19 protein-coding genes, 6 tRNA genes, 1 other RNA gene and 1 pseudogene are annotated in these 15289 nt (G+C 66.3%); 3 read left to right on the top strand and 24 right to left on the bottom strand.

The genetic code is table 11. The features are described from left to right. Nucleotides 1–8 precede the first annotated feature (8 nt). From ACIQMR_RS35140 to ACIQMR_RS35075, 14 genes are all read right to left on the bottom strand, one after another. Nucleotides 9–1037: a major capsid protein gene (locus tag ACIQMR_RS35140; protein ID WP_401396296.1), complete on the bottom strand. Its 1029-nt coding sequence runs from the start codon at nt 1035–1037 to the stop codon at nt 9–11. A 10-nt stretch (nt 1038–1047) separates the two neighbouring features. Beyond that, complete coding sequence (locus ACIQMR_RS35135) at nt 1048–1443, bottom strand: head decoration protein (RefSeq protein WP_401396293.1); 396 nt, start codon at nt 1441–1443, stop codon at nt 1048–1050. A 19-nt stretch (nt 1444–1462) separates the two neighbouring features. Continuing rightward, entirely contained in the window at nt 1463–2116 is a 654-nt protein-coding gene (locus ACIQMR_RS35130) for a hypothetical protein (protein ID WP_401396290.1), read from the bottom strand. Nucleotides 2117–2140: 24 nt separating this feature from the next. Beyond that, complete coding sequence (locus ACIQMR_RS35125; RefSeq protein WP_401396287.1) at nt 2141–2368, bottom strand: HNH endonuclease; 228 nt, start codon at nt 2366–2368, stop codon at nt 2141–2143. A 344-nt stretch (nt 2369–2712) separates the two neighbouring features. After that, on the bottom strand, nt 2713–3522 hold the full coding sequence (locus tag ACIQMR_RS35120) for a hypothetical protein (RefSeq protein WP_401396284.1): 810 nt from the start codon (nt 3520–3522) through the stop codon (nt 2713–2715). After that, the gene (locus ACIQMR_RS35115) at nt 3503–5014 is read right to left on the bottom strand and encodes a phage portal protein (protein ID WP_401396281.1); all 1512 of its coding nucleotides are present in this window, start codon (nt 5012–5014) and stop codon (nt 3503–3505) included. The genes ACIQMR_RS35120 and ACIQMR_RS35115 overlap by 20 nt, the downstream gene beginning before the upstream one ends. A gap of 13 nt (nt 5015–5027) precedes the next feature. Next, nucleotides 5028–6734 (bottom strand): terminase, encoded by a 1707-nt coding sequence (locus tag ACIQMR_RS35110; protein WP_401396278.1) that lies wholly within the window; start codon nt 6732–6734, stop codon nt 5028–5030. Nucleotides 6735–6742: 8 nt separating this feature from the next. Next, complete coding sequence (locus tag ACIQMR_RS35105) at nt 6743–7201, bottom strand: hypothetical protein (protein ID WP_401396275.1); 459 nt, start codon at nt 7199–7201, stop codon at nt 6743–6745. Beyond that, nucleotides 7201–7473: a hypothetical protein gene (locus ACIQMR_RS35100; protein WP_401396272.1), complete on the bottom strand. Its 273-nt coding sequence runs from the start codon at nt 7471–7473 to the stop codon at nt 7201–7203. Before ACIQMR_RS35100 ends, ACIQMR_RS35105 begins: the two co-directional genes overlap by 1 nt. A 46-nt stretch (nt 7474–7519) precedes the next feature. Next, on the bottom strand, nt 7520–8086 hold the full coding sequence (locus ACIQMR_RS35095) for a bifunctional DNA primase/polymerase (RefSeq protein WP_401396507.1): 567 nt from the start codon (nt 8084–8086) through the stop codon (nt 7520–7522). Nucleotides 8087–8118: 32 nt separating this feature from the next. After that, nucleotides 8119–8472, bottom strand: a complete 354-nt coding sequence (locus ACIQMR_RS35090) for an HIT family protein (RefSeq protein ID WP_401396269.1) — start codon at nt 8470–8472, stop codon at nt 8119–8121. 264 nt (nt 8473–8736) lie between these two features. Further along, a complete protein-coding gene (locus tag ACIQMR_RS35085) occupies nt 8737–8994 on the bottom strand; it encodes a hypothetical protein (RefSeq protein WP_401396266.1) in 258 nt (85 codons plus the stop codon). Beyond that, the gene (locus tag ACIQMR_RS35080) at nt 8991–9710 is read right to left on the bottom strand and encodes a spherulation-specific family 4 protein (protein WP_401396263.1); all 720 of its coding nucleotides are present in this window, start codon (nt 9708–9710) and stop codon (nt 8991–8993) included. Before ACIQMR_RS35080 ends, ACIQMR_RS35085 begins: the two co-directional genes overlap by 4 nt. Continuing rightward, entirely contained in the window at nt 9710–9958 is a 249-nt protein-coding gene (locus ACIQMR_RS35075) for an HNH endonuclease (protein WP_401396261.1), read from the bottom strand. The genes ACIQMR_RS35080 and ACIQMR_RS35075 overlap by 1 nt, the downstream gene beginning before the upstream one ends. Nucleotides 9959–10055: 97 nt before the next feature. On the opposite strand from ACIQMR_RS35075, the gene ACIQMR_RS35070 reads away from it, so the two are divergent. Continuing rightward, nucleotides 10056–10298 (top strand): hypothetical protein, encoded by a 243-nt coding sequence (locus ACIQMR_RS35070; RefSeq protein WP_401396258.1) that lies wholly within the window; start codon nt 10056–10058, stop codon nt 10296–10298. Nucleotides 10299–10307: 9 nt separating this feature from the next. Next, nucleotides 10308–11057 (top strand): GntR family transcriptional regulator, encoded by a 750-nt coding sequence (locus ACIQMR_RS35065; RefSeq protein ID WP_401396255.1) that lies wholly within the window; start codon nt 10308–10310, stop codon nt 11055–11057. Between the two features lie 62 nt (nt 11058–11119). Here the strand turns inward: ACIQMR_RS35065 and ACIQMR_RS35060 are convergent, their stop codons facing one another. Both ACIQMR_RS35060 and ACIQMR_RS35055 read right to left on the bottom strand, forming a co-directional pair. Beyond that, nucleotides 11120–11443, bottom strand: a complete 324-nt coding sequence (locus ACIQMR_RS35060; protein WP_401396252.1) for a hypothetical protein — start codon at nt 11441–11443, stop codon at nt 11120–11122. Between the two features lie 88 nt (nt 11444–11531). Then, nucleotides 11532–11604, bottom strand: a tRNA-Pro gene (locus ACIQMR_RS35055). Between the two features lie 246 nt (nt 11605–11850). Between ACIQMR_RS35055 and ACIQMR_RS35050 the strand changes: the two genes are divergently transcribed. After that, nucleotides 11851–11991, top strand: a complete 141-nt coding sequence (locus ACIQMR_RS35050) for a hypothetical protein (RefSeq protein WP_401396249.1) — start codon at nt 11851–11853, stop codon at nt 11989–11991. 41 nt (nt 11992–12032) lie between these two features. Here the strand turns inward: ACIQMR_RS35050 and ACIQMR_RS35045 are convergent. From ACIQMR_RS35045 to ACIQMR_RS35010, 8 genes and pseudogenes are all read right to left on the bottom strand, one after another. Beyond that, nucleotides 12033–12107 (bottom strand) — tRNA-Thr (locus ACIQMR_RS35045). Between the two features lie 34 nt (nt 12108–12141). Continuing rightward, a tRNA-Trp gene (locus ACIQMR_RS35040) sits at nt 12142–12212 on the bottom strand. A gap of 291 nt (nt 12213–12503) precedes the next feature. Next, nucleotides 12504–12584, bottom strand: a transfer-messenger RNA (tmRNA) gene (ssrA, locus tag ACIQMR_RS35035). A gap of 4 nt (nt 12585–12588) precedes the next feature. Next, a tRNA-Arg gene (locus tag ACIQMR_RS35030) sits at nt 12589–12663 on the bottom strand. A 27-nt stretch (nt 12664–12690) separates the two neighbouring features. Further along, a tRNA-His gene (locus ACIQMR_RS35025) sits at nt 12691–12763 on the bottom strand. An 11-nt stretch (nt 12764–12774) separates the two neighbouring features. Then, nucleotides 12775–12861: transfer RNA gene (locus tag ACIQMR_RS35020), tRNA-OTHER, on the bottom strand. A 25-nt stretch (nt 12862–12886) separates the two neighbouring features. After that, nucleotides 12887–13002 (bottom strand): annotated as a pseudogene (locus tag ACIQMR_RS35015). A gap of 490 nt (nt 13003–13492) precedes the next feature. Continuing rightward, nucleotides 13493–15262, bottom strand: coding sequence for a recombinase family protein (locus tag ACIQMR_RS35010; protein ID WP_401396246.1), 1770 nt, complete (start codon nt 15260–15262; stop codon nt 13493–13495). Nucleotides 15263–15289: the final 27 nt, after the last annotated feature.

Here is a 15289-nt window from a genome sequence, read left to right as displayed (position 1 = left end):
GTTTCTGATCAGGAGGACAGGACGTCAGCCACGAAGGTGAGGTCCGGAGCCGCGACGACGGGGAGCGCAATGGCAGTCGCACGGGTCCACACGGTCTGCGGGTCCTCGCTCTTGTAGCCACCGACGGCCACACCGGCCGCGTCGCCCTGGAGGCCGTACCGCGGGTCGTTCGCCTCCACCGGGACGCCCCAGAGCGTCTTACCGGCCGCGTCACCCTGCTCAGGCAGGAAGAGGATCTTGTCCTCCGGGGTCACGCGCGTGGCGACGCCACCGACGGACACCTTGGCGTCGTAGATGACGACGGGCGGGATGTCGAAGTCGCCCAGGACGGCATTCAGCGCGTCGCGCGTGAGGACCGTCGGAGCCGTCGACGCGCCGCGGAAGGCGAGCTCACGGAGCTGCTTGTTCCGCTTCAGGAAGTTGTAGATCTTCCTCGACATCAGCGTGTGCGCCGGCAGCCCACCGTTGGTGGTGTTGTAGACATCGAGCCACGCCTGAAGCTCGTCGTAGACGTCGGCGTTCTCCGTGTCGGACCACACGGTCGCGGCCGTGACGGAGTGGGACGCAGATCGTCCGAAGTTGACGCCAGCCTGGACGCCGTTCTCGTTCAGGGCGACAGCGCCGGTGAAGAGGGCCTCACCACGGGCGAGCTCCATTCGCGCGGCGATGGCGCTGACGAGCTTCACGGAGTCGGACTCCATGGCGTCGCGGATCTCGTCCTTCTGCGAGTCGACGTTCCGCATGCGGATCTGCTCGTACTCGCCAACGGGCATCTTGCGGGAGATCGGAGGCAGTTCGCCCGTGACCCGCGCTCCGCCGGCCCGGGAACCGATGTCCGACTCAGCGTCGTACGCCCGGAAGACGGCAGCCTCCACGAGGCCACCCCCTCCACGGTTGAAGCGGAAGGTCAGGTCGTTGATCGTGTCGTTCGGCAGCCAGCGGTTGAGGGAGAACTGGTTCTCCTCCCGGTCCCGGAGGGCCTCACGCGCGTAGCCGGTCAGTTCCGCCGGCGTGGCGTACTCAGTGAAGAGCTGCATGCTCTACCTCTCAGACGAAGATGATGCGGCCGGCGACGTCCGCCTTGCCGTTGGCGTCGATGGTCACGGGGAGCTTCGCCTCGCGGATGAAGCAGTGAATGAGCATCGAACCCACGACGCTCGTCGACGCGACACGTCGGGCGTCGACGTCCTGCGCGGTGAACAGGAAACCCACGCAGACTTCACGGCCGTCGCTCGCGGCGTTGTCGTAGGGGCCGTACTTGCCCGATGCCGTCACCTTGCCGAGCGGGATACCGCTCTTGATGTAGCCGCTCGGGTAGTGCGTGTTGGCGGTGAACTTGGAGACGTCCAGCGTCACCGAAACGGGAGCGTCGGTGCCGTGGGCGGACCCCAGCCAGTCCCGACGGTCCTGCGTGAAAGACTCAACCTTCAGGCTGAGGTCCATGTGTCCTCCAGTGGACTAGTTATGACTGCTTTCCGTGGCGCTGGCGGTAGCGCTCCGCGCCCGTGGCGGTTGTCTTGGCTCCGCCGACGTCGCCCCCGCGGTTGCCGCCGGAGCGGTAGCCGGAGCCGCCCTTGTCGCCCTTGTCGCCGGCGTTGCCGCCGAACAGCTTCAGGAGCTCGTCGGCGTCGGCCTCCAGCTCCTCCTTCGTGGAGCCCTGGAGCCGGTTCGCCTGCGCGACGGTCAGGCCCTTGTCGAGCGCGATCTCCAGGACGAGCGCCTTGCGCACCGCCTGTGCGGCTGTGGTCTCGGCTGCCGTCGCTCGCGCGACTTCCGCGTCCTTCTCCGCCTGGATTCGCTGCGCGTCGGTCAGCTGCTCGTCTTCGAGCTTCTTCAGGGCCGCGTCACGGTCCTTCAGGCGCTGCAGCTCCGTGGCGTCCGGAGCGGTGTTGGCGCGCTGCTCGTGCTTACGCGCGTGGTGCTTCCAGTACGCCACCTGATGCGTCGGCTCCATGTCTGCGACGGGCGTACCGTCGGGATAGCCGTGCTCGTTCAGCGTCGGCGTGTTACCGCCACCACCGCCTCCCCCGTCGCCCGGAGGGGCCTCGTAGAGGGTCCAGGGCTGGGAAGCGAGCGTGAGCAGCGCACGGTGGCGCGGCAGAGTGCGACGTGGCATGTGGGTATCCCCTGTCGGGAGTCGTCAGCCCATGGCGGGCGTCAGGTCGGAAGGTTGGTCGTTGGCGGGGCAGTCGTCGCCGTAGAGAGCGAGGATTTCCCGCGCCCACTGGACTAGGTCCGCAGGGCGCTGCCCGCTGGGTTGGGTAGTGACCCAAAGCTCCAGGTTTTCCGGGCGGTTGTCGTGGCGAACACCGTTCTTGTGGTGGACGTTCTCGTTCGGACGAAGCGGCCGGCCCAGCACGTCTGCCATCACGAGACGATGCTCCCGGACGTACCTGTCGGAGCCTGGACTACTGACCATCACGTAGCCGTCAGGAGCCGTGAACCGGTAGGTCCCGTATCCGCGCCATTCCTGGTCAAGTGGTACGCCGTCCGCCGCACGCTGGTAGTGCCTAGAGCACATCCCCTGCGATTCAGAGGTCAGACTGCATCCGTCGACTGAGCACGGCTTAGTTCGGTCTCCGCCCTTCCACGGTGCATCCATGTCTGCACCCTTGCGGTGCCGCTTGTAGTGGCCGGAGCAGAACCCCCGCTTCGTGGCCGTCCGCGTGCACCACCCCACTGAGCATGCGTCGAATGCCAACCCCGCCCCTATCAAGTTGGAATGTTCAGGTCGTCTCTGGACGTGAAGTGCTGTCCCCGGTAACCCAGAACGGGACCGATTTCGCCGTGATCGTTGGCGATGATGATCTTTCGGTAGTCGACGGCTCGGCCTCCGCGGTCCGCCTTGCCCAGCGCCTCTTCGACGAGCTCGTGAATGCGCTCCAAGCGCTCTTCGTCGATGACCTGGCCCGGGTCGTAGTCGGAGCGGACTGTCTTGACGAGGCAGTCGCATCCGGGGTGGATCGGCGCTAGGTCCTTCTTGTGGTAGCGCTGGGTCGACGCGATCATGCATAGCGCGCAGTCGTACTCGCCCTGCAGTTCGCGGACGGTGTACTCCACACCAGGCTGATCCGCGGTGACCTCCCGGACCGTATGGGTCCGGGCGAGCTGCAGATCCGTCTTCGCGAGGGTCTCCAGGCGATTCGCGCCCTGCGCCAGCGCGGCATCCAGTGGCGTGCCCTTCGACAGCGCCGTCCAGACCTCTTTGAAGGGCCGTTCGTAGACCTCTTCGGGGTCGACGCCGCGAAGCGCGCGGCCCGTAACGTCGTCGAAGTCCAGGCTCGCGCGATGGTCCTCGTCGGCAATCTCGCGGTAGAGCCGCTCCAGGTAGGTCGCCGTCAGCGACGCCACCTGACGTTGGCCGGCGAGCAGCGTCGGGAGTGCCGTGCGCTGGAATCGCCGGACGTCGCCTTCGCGCCAGGACCCTAGGTCAGTCCAGGAGCGGCCGACGCGGCCCAGGGTCGATACCCATACGCCGCGCACGGCCGTTCCGTACTGCCGGTCAAGCCGCGTCAGCGTCATCGGCGCTTCCTCGTCCGATCACGGGCCGCGGGTCGCGCGGGACGGCCTGGAGCTGCGGAGGCTGCGTCGGGTCCGCGGGCGGAGTCGCGTTCAGGGCGTCGGCCGCGCGGTCGATCTCCATGCGGGCGATCTCCTGTGGCGTGTAACCCATGTCCTCCATGCGCTGCCGCCATGGGACGTCGGCCGCCTTCTTCTTCACGGCCGCGTCTGCCAGTTCGCTGAGGCTGCGGGACTCAGGGTCGCGCCAGAGCGTCTCAGCGTCGTAGGCGTCGGCCTTCGTCTCGTCGCCCAGCACCCGGAAGGCCAGGCGCATGACGGACTCCCAGCTCTCACCGAAGGCACGCTGTCTGTCGCGGACCTTCGAGACGAGGCCCGTTTCCGCGGCCTTCAGGGCGTCGCCAGAGACGTTGACGACCTGTCCGAGCAGATAGTGAGGGGGCGTGCGGCTGATGGCAGCCAGATCCTGAACGGCCGACTCGACAGCCGCGACGTAGGGCTTCAGGTCGGTCGCGCTGAACTCACCGAACTTCACGTCGGGGTTGTCCGTCGTCCACAGCTTCCGGATATCCAGCTGGAAGGGCTGGATCGGCTTGCCGGTGATCGGATCCTCGTCGACCTCCAGGCCGGCGGCGTAACGCTGCCTGAAGGCGCCGTACTTCATGGCGGCTATGAGGTTGATCAGGGACAGATTGATGCGGTTCTGGATCGTCAGCACGTCCTCGTGCTCCGCGAAGCCTTCAGGGCGCCGGCTACGTCGGTTGACGAAGGGGACGAGGGGGACGACACCCAGCGTGTTCGGGCGGCTGCCGTCGTCCGCGTTCGGGAGCGCGCAGGCGTCCCATCCCCGGAGTGTGGCGGCGCCACTGGCGAAGATCGGGGCCTCCGTCTTCGTGGTGAACTCGTAGACCTTGTCGGGCGTCCACAGCGTCGCGCGCGTGTTCCCGGTCCAGTCGTCGCGCCAGAGTTTCAGGCCGGCAGCCAGCTTGCGACGGCTGCCCTGCGCGTGCTCCACAGCCACCTGGCGGGGCGTCTCGTGGGTAAGGACCGGTCGGCCCGTGTCCTCGTCCGGTTCGACGAGCACGAAGGCCCGCCGCTGGCTGAGAGCGCCGTAATGGACGAGGTCTGAGTCCGCGTCCATGCCGTTCTCTTGCCAGATGCGGTTCGCGTCGTCGTCGGCCGTCTTCGCGGACTTCGATCCCTTGGCTTTGCCGAAGCGGAATCCGTCGACGCCCATGCGCTCTACCGGGGAGTCGATGACGAGGGACGTCCAGTTGGTCCGGGCGTCCTTCATCCACTCCGCGACTTCCCGCGGGTCGATACCGGGGACGTGCGGGAGCGGAGGCCGACCTTCGGCGTACTTCTTCAGGGTGTCGAGCCCCGGGGTTGTCTCACCGTCGGTGTCGCGGGAGTCGTCCCGCTCGCCCAGGAGCTGCTTACCGAGCCTCTTCAGCCACCATCCGGGAGACTCCACCTTCGACGCGTCGATAGGCACTTACGGACCTCCCTCAGAAGGCGACTAGACGGGACGAGCGCTTCTTGCGCTTCGTGATTCCTGCAGCGACGGCGTCCGCGCGGCACTCGTAGGCGAGTACGGCGCTCATGGCGGCGTCGATCTTCTTCGGGCTCTTCGGGTGCTCCTTGCCGATGCCCATGTGGTTGCGCCCCATCGGCCGTCGACGGGCGTTCTTCACGTGGCGGGAGAGCGTCGCACCGCGCTTCAGGTGCTCCGACTGCTCGTCAGGGTCCAGGGATTCCGCGTGGGACAGCCCCTTGTCATCGACGGCCTCCGTGAAGCGGTTGAGCGCCGATTCCATGGCCGTCGGGCGGTTGGTCCACCACTCCAGCGGGCGCGCCTGCGTGGCGCGTACCTGGAGGTCTTCGCCGAAGTCCGCGGTCCAGCGGTCCACGTAGTCCTGCCAGTGCGGCGGGTCGGCGTAGAAGCCGCAGATCTCGTATCGGTCGAAGGCGCGAGCGACGGCTGAGTCAACGGACTCCCGGTCGACCTGCCAGCCTTCGCCCTCCGGCCCTTCCGGCTTCTCCCAGCATCCGAGCAGCATCAGGTGGCCGTCGGAGACGCGGCAGGCTGTCAGCGCTGTGGCGTCGTCACGGATGGATCCGTCGAAGCCCAGCGTGATCAGGTCGCCCGCGGCTATCTCCTCCGTGCGTCGGCAGAGGGCCCACGCATCGGGGTCCATCCACGCATCGGAAGCGACGGTCCGGGAGTTGAGGAAGTAGCGCCGGCCGTCGGCAGAGTCGTTGCGGGTGTCGTAGAAGTCGTCGACGAGCGACTCCAGGTCCATCCACTCCATGGCGTCGCCGTAGGCGTCGATGAGGGCGGCCCGAAGTTCGGCCTCGTTCTTGAGGTCCTTGCACTCGCCGTAGCGATGGTCGTACATCAGACGCGCGCGACCACGCTTCTTCCGACCCTCACGGATCGCTTCGGCTTCCTCGTAGGTCTTCTCCGCGACGGAGTCTTGCCCGGGGGCGAACATCGTCGTGGTTTCGAGGTACCAGGGTTCCGCGAGGCGCTTACGCTTCCGAAGGTTTCGGGTCACCGTGGCGTACATGCGCCGCAGCTCAGGAGTGTTGTACAGGTGAGTCTCGTCGAAGACGACGAAGGTCTCTTTACCGCCGTCCTTCGAGGAAGACGAGGCGGTAGACGGCGTGATCTCTCCGCCGTCGGGAAGGTTGATCTTTGTCAGTCCCGGGTCTACGCCCGGAACGTGCGAGAGTCGCGCGTCCTCGTCGGTCAGGTTGTAGTGGATGGTGTCGTACACGTTGCCGGTCTGGCCCTCTTCAGTGGCCATGATCCGGATGTACGGGACGCTGACGGGCCGGCCCATGGGCTCGCCAGGCTCGTAGACGTACTCGAAGCCCAGACCCCACGGGTCGCGGTAGACCTCCCCGCCTTCAGCCCAGCCGTCGAAACGGCAGGGTCCGAGCGCTTCGAAGAGACCCAGACGCGCGCCTAGTCCGGACTTGTCGCAGCCCTTCGGACGGCTGAAGAACCCGGAGTCGTAGAAGCGTCGGCCGTCCTCGTCAAGGCCGTAGCAGTCGACGACGAAGCCTGTGTACTCGTCACCGTGGCGCACGGGCATGCCCTGGACGTCGCCAGGGCCGTGCACAACGAAGTACTCCATCCATGCGACCGACAGCCAGCCCAGGGAGCGGGAGCGGTCATGACCGGGGGCGCGCACGATAGCGCGCGGCATCCGGCCTCCTAGCCTGTGAGGCGCGCCCTGCGCGAGTTGATGTCAGAGACGTTGGCGGGCTGCTGAGCGGGCGTTTGACGGGCGCTTGTGGGCTCGTCGACCTTCAGCTTCAGCCTCGCTCTGTCCTCTGGCGTAGCGCCGAATTTGGCGGCCCTGAGACGGACTTCAGAGGCAAACTCCCATCGGCCCTTCGCCCACATCGTGTGGTGCATCAGGGCGGTGTCGATAAGGAAGAGCCAGTCTGTCTCCATGAAGGTCTGAGCCTGCGGGGACGTCCGCCAGGAGTCCCACCACAGCTTCGTCATGGGGTGCCAGTCGACGGGGACGCCGTCCTCTTCGCCCAGGACGCCGGCAGGAAGCTCCGGGCCGCGCAGCTCGTCGTCAGGGGTGAGGGTCGTCATCGGGTCTGCGGCGTTGCGCCGGCGGCGCTTCGTCGGGTCCTTCGGAGCGGGTCCGCGGCCGGCCATCAGACGCGCTCCGGCCAGTGCCAGGAGCCGCCCTGCGGTAGCGCACCCGGAACCATGTCCGTGCCGTCCCACTCGTCGTACCGACAGTCCTGACTGAAGAACACACCAGTGGGGTTGAGTACGCAGAGATCGACATAGGGCACGCCGTGCTCAGGCACAGGGTCCGTATCGTGAACCGCAGTGATGATTGCGGCCCGGCACTGCGATGTGTACTCGCCGCCAGGCGTGCCGTAACTGACGTAGTGGACAACGCGCCCAACAGACGGCGTCATGGGTACCTCCCGGGTCAGGAACGGCCGTACCGTCCCCTGTCGGGAGCTACCTGGCCGTCAGCTTGGAAACCACCGCGGAGAGGTCCGCGAGGATGGACGGGGAAGAGCCATGTCGGCGCCCCGTCATTGCGATGTAGCGGCCGGTCCCGTAGATCTCTACGGCCGTGCCGTCGGGGCGGCGGATGCGGCGTCCATGGCGGACGTCGGCGCGGCCCCAGATGTGCAGTCCGTCGCCGGACGGGGAGACCTCTACGTAGGTGGCCCCCGCGTCGCGGAGAATGGCTGCGGCCCACGGCGCCAGGCGGCCCGTAAGCGGGTTACGACAGTGGTCCAGGTCAAGGCAGACCACGTCGTCGACGTCGGAGAGGACGAAGCCCAGGCCGACGCCGGCCGTCGACAAGGCGGCTTCTGCGTGCGTGCTCCACGTCCGCGGGTCGGTGCTGCTCGCTGCCCTGCCGGCAATCGTAAGCGGCGCCTTCGTCGCGGATCGTCGAACCCACCTGTCGCGGGTCGTCAGTTCGAGGGGCAGCGCGTTCGCCTTCAGTGCGCGGGATAGCGCCTTCCGGCAGCGAGGCGAGCAGGTGCGCGCGTGAGACCGTGCCGTGATCGGCATCGGCTCCGGGCACATCTCGCAGGTTCGCGTGGTCATCGAACGTCCCAAGGAAGCGACAGCGCATCGCCAGGGCGTCGGGGAACTACGTGGTAGTGCAGGTGAAACACCGTCTGCGTTGCCGCGGATCCGCGCGAGGTGATGACGTTGCAGAATGTGTCAGCCGCCAACTCGGCAGCTCGTCGCATTGCGGCGGCACTGACTTCGGGGTCGTGGCCAACGTCCGCAACGTGCACCCGCGGGATCACCAACACATGCCCTGGCGTGACCGGGTTGAGCGGCACGAACGCAAGCGCGTCGGACCACTCGTGCACCACATCAGCTGGTGCCTCACCTCGCACGATCTTGCAGAACGGGCAGTCATAGCGGGGAGGGCTGGTCATTGACATGGCTCTATCCTAACGGGGACGTGTCACACTTTCAAGCCTCTCACCTGCAGCGATACGCCAAGGGATCAGCGCCGGCGAGTCACACTTCGCGCCTCCCGTGGCGCTCAGATGCCCCTAGGAGGCCCTGTGCGGGCGTCTCCCGGGCCGCCAGCGCCGGCGTCCTTCGAGCCTCGTCCGGATCCCCCAGACCCGTACAGACAGCGAGACCCAGCACCTTGACGGTCTGGAGGGTGGCCCGCCAGGGGTCACCCCCTGCCCTATGGGCTAGTCGATCTTGGCCGTGAAGCCGGCTCTCGGCTCGCGACGATCACCGTCAGCGTGCTCGCCCCTGATCTCTACGCGCGAAGGGATCAACGTCAGCGTGAGCGTCGTGATCGTCCCTGCGCTCTTCGTCCCGACATTGATCTTCGGAGCTTCAGCAACAGCTCCAACATCAACGCCGTTGACGAACACGCGAGTCACGATGACTCCACCTTCGCCAGCGTCGTCGTCCTCCACCAGCACCACGTGGGCGCCACTCACCGGGCCCACCTGTGGGTAGGTCTCGCAGGGTAGCGTGTGAGTGCGGCTACCAGCGTGGCCCAGTAGGTGGGCAGTCCTGCCCATGGGTTACCACTGGCGAAGGTACCCGCGGTCACATACACGTGGTGCACACCACGCCTACGCGCCAGGGCTACAGCCTCCACCACGTCAGCAGATGCGGCCTCGTAGATCAGGTGGGCCATGCGCTCAGGCGGGTAGCTCTGCGTCCACTCCGGCACGCTCAGCGCACGGTATGCGCTCATGCTGCCCTCGTACGTGACCACCACGTCTGCGATGTCCAGGTACCCAGGAGCCGGTAGGGTGCCGCAGTTGAGAACGACGTACTCCACCCCGGCCTTCCGCAGACGGAGCACCGTCATCCCGACGTCCTGCAGATCTTCGGCCTGCGAAGAAACGCGGTCCAGGAAGACGCCCTTGATTCCGCGGGAGACCCACTCCGTCGCCTGCTCCACGACGGTGAAGTCCACAACCGCCCCGTAGTTCTGGTCGACGTAGCCGCATGCCTTGACGCCGGCCGCGATGGTCGCTTTCACAGCGTCCGTCAGGTCGGTGTCTTCCGGATCTCCGGGGCCGCTGTTCTGGTTGACCACGATCCACAACACGGGAAGCTCCGGCGTCGCCAGGGCGGCCCATGAGCGACTGTCCGTCGCGGGGTGCGCGTACACCGGGATGCCGGCGCGCATGGTGTCTGCCATCAGTCCTCCAACGCGGGATGCGTCGGCTTCGGGCGTGATGTCTTCACGCGCGTCTTCGCGGCTGCTTCGCCGCCTTCCCGGGCGCTCTTCTGGGTGTGGCACCAGGAGCACAGGAGTTGCAGGTTCTCGTCCCGGTGATCGTCACCGGGGATGATGTGGTCGACGTCGGTTCCGGGCTGCGTACAGCGTCCGGAGACTTCGAAGACCGTCATGCATCGGTAGCCGTCGCGGCGCTTGATGCGGCGCACGGTGCGAGCCCAGTCCTTCGGAAGTCGGCTCCGGCGGTTACTTCCTGCCCACGCCATTCCGCCTCCCTCGTCCGGGTCCATGGCTTACGCTGCGCGCATGCTGAAGAAGCTGTTGAAGAAGCTAGCCATACCGCCGATAGACGTTGCTGCCGGTGAGGCGTTCAAGCGGGGAGACATGATCTTCGTCCGCAAGTTCTACCCCGCCCCGACGAAACGGGACACGGACGTCGCGGAGGCTATCGCGAAGGTGGAGGCCATCGGATGGCGCCTGGAACATCAGGACGTCGAAGGCGAGGGGCTCCAGCGGGCGTTCACGCTGACGTTCCGGCGAACGGACTAGGCTCGTCCCATGCCGTCCCACCCGAAGTATCAGCGCATCGCGGACGACCTCCGGTCAGAGATCATCGGGGGACGCCTCGTCGCGGGCGATCGTTTGCCCGGTGAGAACGAGCTCATGGAGCGCTACAGCGTCGCGCGAATGACAGCGCGCCAGGCGCTCAGCGTTCTGCAGGCGGAGGGGCTCACCGACGCTCGCAAGGGTGCTGGCGTCTTCGTCCGTGCCTCGTCGTCCACCCCGCGGATCCGGCGCCGGTCGGGCCGCATGTCTCGCGAAGTGTGGGGCGCGGGAAAGTCTGTATGGGTCGATGACGTGGACCCTGACGCGCTCGTCGTCGACCGCGTGTCCGTCGGTCGGGAGCCTGCGTCGGAGTACGTCGCGGACGCGCTGAGCATCCCTGCCGGCGCCCTCGTCGTCGCACGGTCGCGACGGTATGTGGTCGACGGCTGCCCTGTGATGCTGGCGGCGTCCCACGTGCCGGCCGACATCGCAAAGGGATCCGCCATCGAGCAGGAGGACACAGGACCGGGCGGCGTCTTCGCTCGTCTCATCGAGTTGGGGCGCGCTCCAGTGCGCTTTCAGTCCAACGTCACGGCGCGCTCAGCGACAGCTCATGAGCGACAGGCGCTGAGCCTCCGCGGTGATGCGGTCGTCCTCTGTGAGCGGCGCCTGGCCGTCGACGAGGGCGGCTCCATGGTGGAGCTGAGCGAGCTCGTCATGGATGCTGCCGTCTTCATCCTGCAGTACGACTACAGCGCCTGAAATAGCTCAGCCCCGCTCGCGGGTGAGGGTTGTCGTCCTCCGCGGCGGGGCCGGTCTCTGGGTCAGATCCTGATGGCCGTCAGCTTCAGGTCCGCGTGCGCGACGTCGATCTTCAACTTCCCGCCGTACTCAGCCAGCGGGAACGGTCCGAACGCCTGCTTTTCTCCGGCCGCGAGCGTCTCGGTACGCGGCGGGACGGTGAATCCGTCGACCTTCGTCACGATGTGGAACGTCACGACGCGCGACGAGGCGCCAGCGTTCTCCACGATGAGAGCCGTGGATCCGTCGTTGTCGACGTAGTGGTTGTTGGTCGCGTCGCCCGTGGTCTGGGTCAGTGTGACGCCGGCGCGGGTGAGCTGCAGGACGGGAACGGTTACGCGAGGCATGGTGGCTCCGGATGGTCGGCCCTCTTCCGGGCCTCCGGCGGGGCATCGGTTGCGTCTTCCCTCTCGTTGTCGAGAGGGTTGTGTCAAGTCGGGACGGCGCGATTCGAACGCGCGACTTCCCGGTCCCAAACCGGGCGCTCTGACCTCTGAACTACGTCCCGTTTGCTGTGGAGTTGGTGTGTCGCTACCGTGGTGCCGAAGGTCCGCACCCTGGAGGTTCCATTGACCGCTTCGCCGAACGCGCCTTTGCCAGCAACCCGCTGGTGTCGGGCTCCATAGCCCGTTGTGCGCCTCGCTGGATCTTCAGCGAGTGAGCGAGCAGTCTTGGAGAAGCGTTGACCACCAATCCCCCTCAGACGTGCGCCCATCCGGTGCGTAACGTCGCGATCGTCGCACTCGGATCTACCGTGACGTCAGCAGGCGCCGCCTTCGTCGCCATAGCGACCGAGTGCAGTCCGATGGAGATCTTCGCCGCCAGCGGCAGCACCCTCGCGGCTACGTTCACGGGCGGTATGGCCGTCCTGCAGTACATCCGGCGGACTGTCTGACCTGAGCGACGGGGCGGCCTCTGTGAGGTCGCCCCTAACAGGGCCCCCGGCAGGATTCGAACCCGCGACTTCCTCATTACGAAAGAGGCGCTCTAGCCAGGCTGAGCTACGGAGGCAAAACCCCGCCCACAAGGAACGGGGTGGGTTACGCACAGGCGGGAGGAATCGAACCTCCGTGGACGGTTTTGGAGACCGCTGCTCTACCACTGAGCTACGCCCATTCGACGTCGAGCCGCTCCTGCGATCTCTACGGGTGACCCGCATCCGTTCAGGCACCGACGTCCGGGGAGGAGGATTTTCCTGCCGAAGCAGCCCCGTACCTAGTGCGCCGCCGTGGAATCGAACCACGCTAGTCCGAAGACGCAGGCTTTACAGGCCCGCTTGCCTCCCAGGGCTCAACGCTCGTCCGGACCGTGAGGCCCGGGTGTCGGCCGTCGCGCCACGATGACAGCACCGAAACCACGACCTCTATGCACGGCAAGTAGCCCCGTTACCGGCGCCTCGTGCTACAGCAGTGGAGTTGCGGGGAATCGAACCCCGGTCCGTCAGGGCTCCGCGTGCGGCCTCCCCTGACGTCGACACCTCCCAACCCCTACGTGGTCCCGGAAGGATTCGAACCTCCGCCCACCGCATCCGTAGTACGGCGCTCTGTCCAGGCTGAGCTACGAGACCAACAAGCTAGACCCTGCCGGGTCCGCGTCCCTCCGCCCGGAGTCGAACCGGGATCACCGCGACCACAACGCGGGGCTCTAGACCATTGAGCTACGAAAGGTGTGTGACGAGCCGTCGCGGGTGGGATTTGAACCCACGCCCTCTCGCAAGGGGTGACTATCCCCTCACGAGCGCTCTGCCTGACTGAGCTACCGCGCAAGCGTGCGCATCGCTCCGGTTCGTCAGTGGATGGGTGGGATTCGAACCCACGGCGCGTCGACCGTTGGCTACCCGGAGCCGGTCTCCCCGTCCTATCCGGTGTCACCCTTCGGCCTGGTTACAGCTCGGGCACGCATCCACCTCCCCCGTCGTCCGTCCCTTGGACGTCGACGGGAAAATTATGGGACGACCGGGGCCGCTGCAACCGCGCTCTACCGGAGGAGAGGTCGGGAGCGCAGGAGCGGCGCCGGCCGTCGGAGGGAGTGGGACGCCGCGCCAGTCGCCGGCGTCGCGCACTTTCCCTCTACATTGGTTATGGGGCGCGTGTATCACTTTGTTGATCTTGCTCGTCCTCCCGCCAGACTGCGGGACAGAATGACAAACTAACCCCTATTTTCACTTCCCTCTTAACGCGTTATAGAGAGACTTGAAAGTAGGGGTTAGTTTGGCACTTTGGACCCAGTCTGGCGCTCAGCGATCACTCAGCGCAGCCAGATCAACTCCACTGCTCACTCTGCGCAGTTATCCACAGGAGCCTGTGGACGAGGCGGCCTCTCCCTGACGTCGACGGGGCGGACGCGGAGGGCGACGAGGAGGCCGGAGGCGGCTTCCGGCACGTTCCGCACTGTTATCAGTTCGTTACCTGAGTGTCCTCTTCTTCGACCTCTCGCGTCGCCCAGTGGACCTCAATTCGCTTCTCTGCGCGCTCCTTCGCCGGCCCCTGCTTCGTCTCGGACGCCGCTACCGTCACCCGATCGACGAACAGAGCCAGGAAGGCGCGCCTCTCGTCGACGTCCCATCTCTCCCACAGCCCGCCCGGGGCGAATGGGTCACCGTCGCTGTCGGCGAACCACTCGTCAACGGGAAGCCGTGCGGATGACGTGGCGGACGACGTGAGCTCCGCGATCCGTTCTGCACAGCGTTCCTCATGCTGCTGATACTTCCGGATCGTGTCGGCGAAGGCCGTGCGCCCCGTCTTGCCCTCGTAGAGTCCGTCGCGACGGTCGGCGTAGAGCTCCTCCATGCTCTGCTGAACGTGCTGGAGCTGAGCCTCCTGCTCCGCCAACTCCGCAGCTGCTTCCGGGTCCGCGCCTTGCACAGCGAATCGCTCAGCTGCCACGGAAAGCCACTCGATGTCGTCCGGGTCCGACGGGTCCAGGGCTCCCAGTCGCGCCCACACGCGTTGCGCGACGATGGAGTCCGCATGGTCCATGCCGACGCGAAGCACGTGCTTCGGCTCGTCACCCACGGAGCGCCGGAGGTTACAGACGTAGCTTTCGGTGGCCCGCGCGACGGTAAGTCCGGATTCGCAGCGCCCGCACCGCAGGATGCCCCACGAGCCAAGTAGCGTCCGCTCCCCCGTCCGGTCGCGTCGGCGTTCCTGCTTCCGGCCGTCCAGGATCTGTTGCAGGCGGTACCACTCAGTGGCGGTCATGAAGCCCGTGTGCGGTTGGATCGGAGCGCCCTCGTCATCGCGCATGATGGTCCTCCGCTTCGTCTTCTGGTCGACGGGGCCGATGGCGAAGCCCGCCAATCGTGGGTCGCGCAGGACACGCAGGACGACGGTCGGGGACCATTCGAGCCCCGCCTCGTCCGCTGGGCCGCTCTTTCGACGTCGTGCTGCGACCTTCCGTCGTGCGGCTGCAGCCTCGTCGTCCAGGCTCGCGAGCGCCGTCGGGACACGCAGTTCCGTCAGCTTCGTCGCAATGGCGTTCACCCTGGCCCCGTCAAGAGCCTTTGAGATCATGAACTTCACAGCGTCGGCCGGCGAAGATTCCGGACCCAACTCCTTCCCGCCCTCAGCTCCGGGGCTGAGGATGCGCACCGTTAGCCCGTCGACATTCACGGGAACGGCCTGGAATCCGAAGGGCACGGGACCGCTGGAGTGACTCCCCTTCGCCCGGAGCTTTGCGAAGGAGTCGCGAATGAACTTGCTCTTGTTCTTCGACTCCTGGTGTGCCAGGCCGGCAATGAGGGCGAAGAAGGCGACACCGAAGGGGTTATCGTCGGACGTGTTGATGAAGGGCTCTTGTGTGGAGACGAGCGCGACTCCGCACTTCGCCAACTCCTGCTGAATTCGTAGCGCTTCGGCGGCGCCCTGGCGGGTCAATCGGGAGAGCATGTAGATCACTACGACGTCGAACTTCCCCGCCTTCGCGTCCGCCATGAGCCGCTCGAAGCCGGGGCGGACGACGTTGGGGTCATAGCCCGACAGCCCGACGTCGGAGTAGTCCGTGTCGACGTGCGTCCAGTTGTTTTGTGACTTGATGAACGCGACACTCTTTTCACGCTGCATCTGCGGTGACGCCTGGCTGTCAGTCTCGCTACGGTGGCTTTGCCGCTCGTAGGTCGCTGCCCTGACCATGTCTTGGCCCCTGTCCCCCAGGGCGATGAGCTCCATGGGTAGATACGGTACCGGATCTGAAGA

This window comes from Streptomyces sp. NPDC091376, assembly GCF_044757085.1.
Lineage (GTDB): Bacteria > Actinomycetota > Actinomycetes > Streptomycetales > Streptomycetaceae > Streptomyces > Streptomyces pratisoli.
This window is presented reverse-complemented; position numbering and strand designations above follow the sequence as displayed.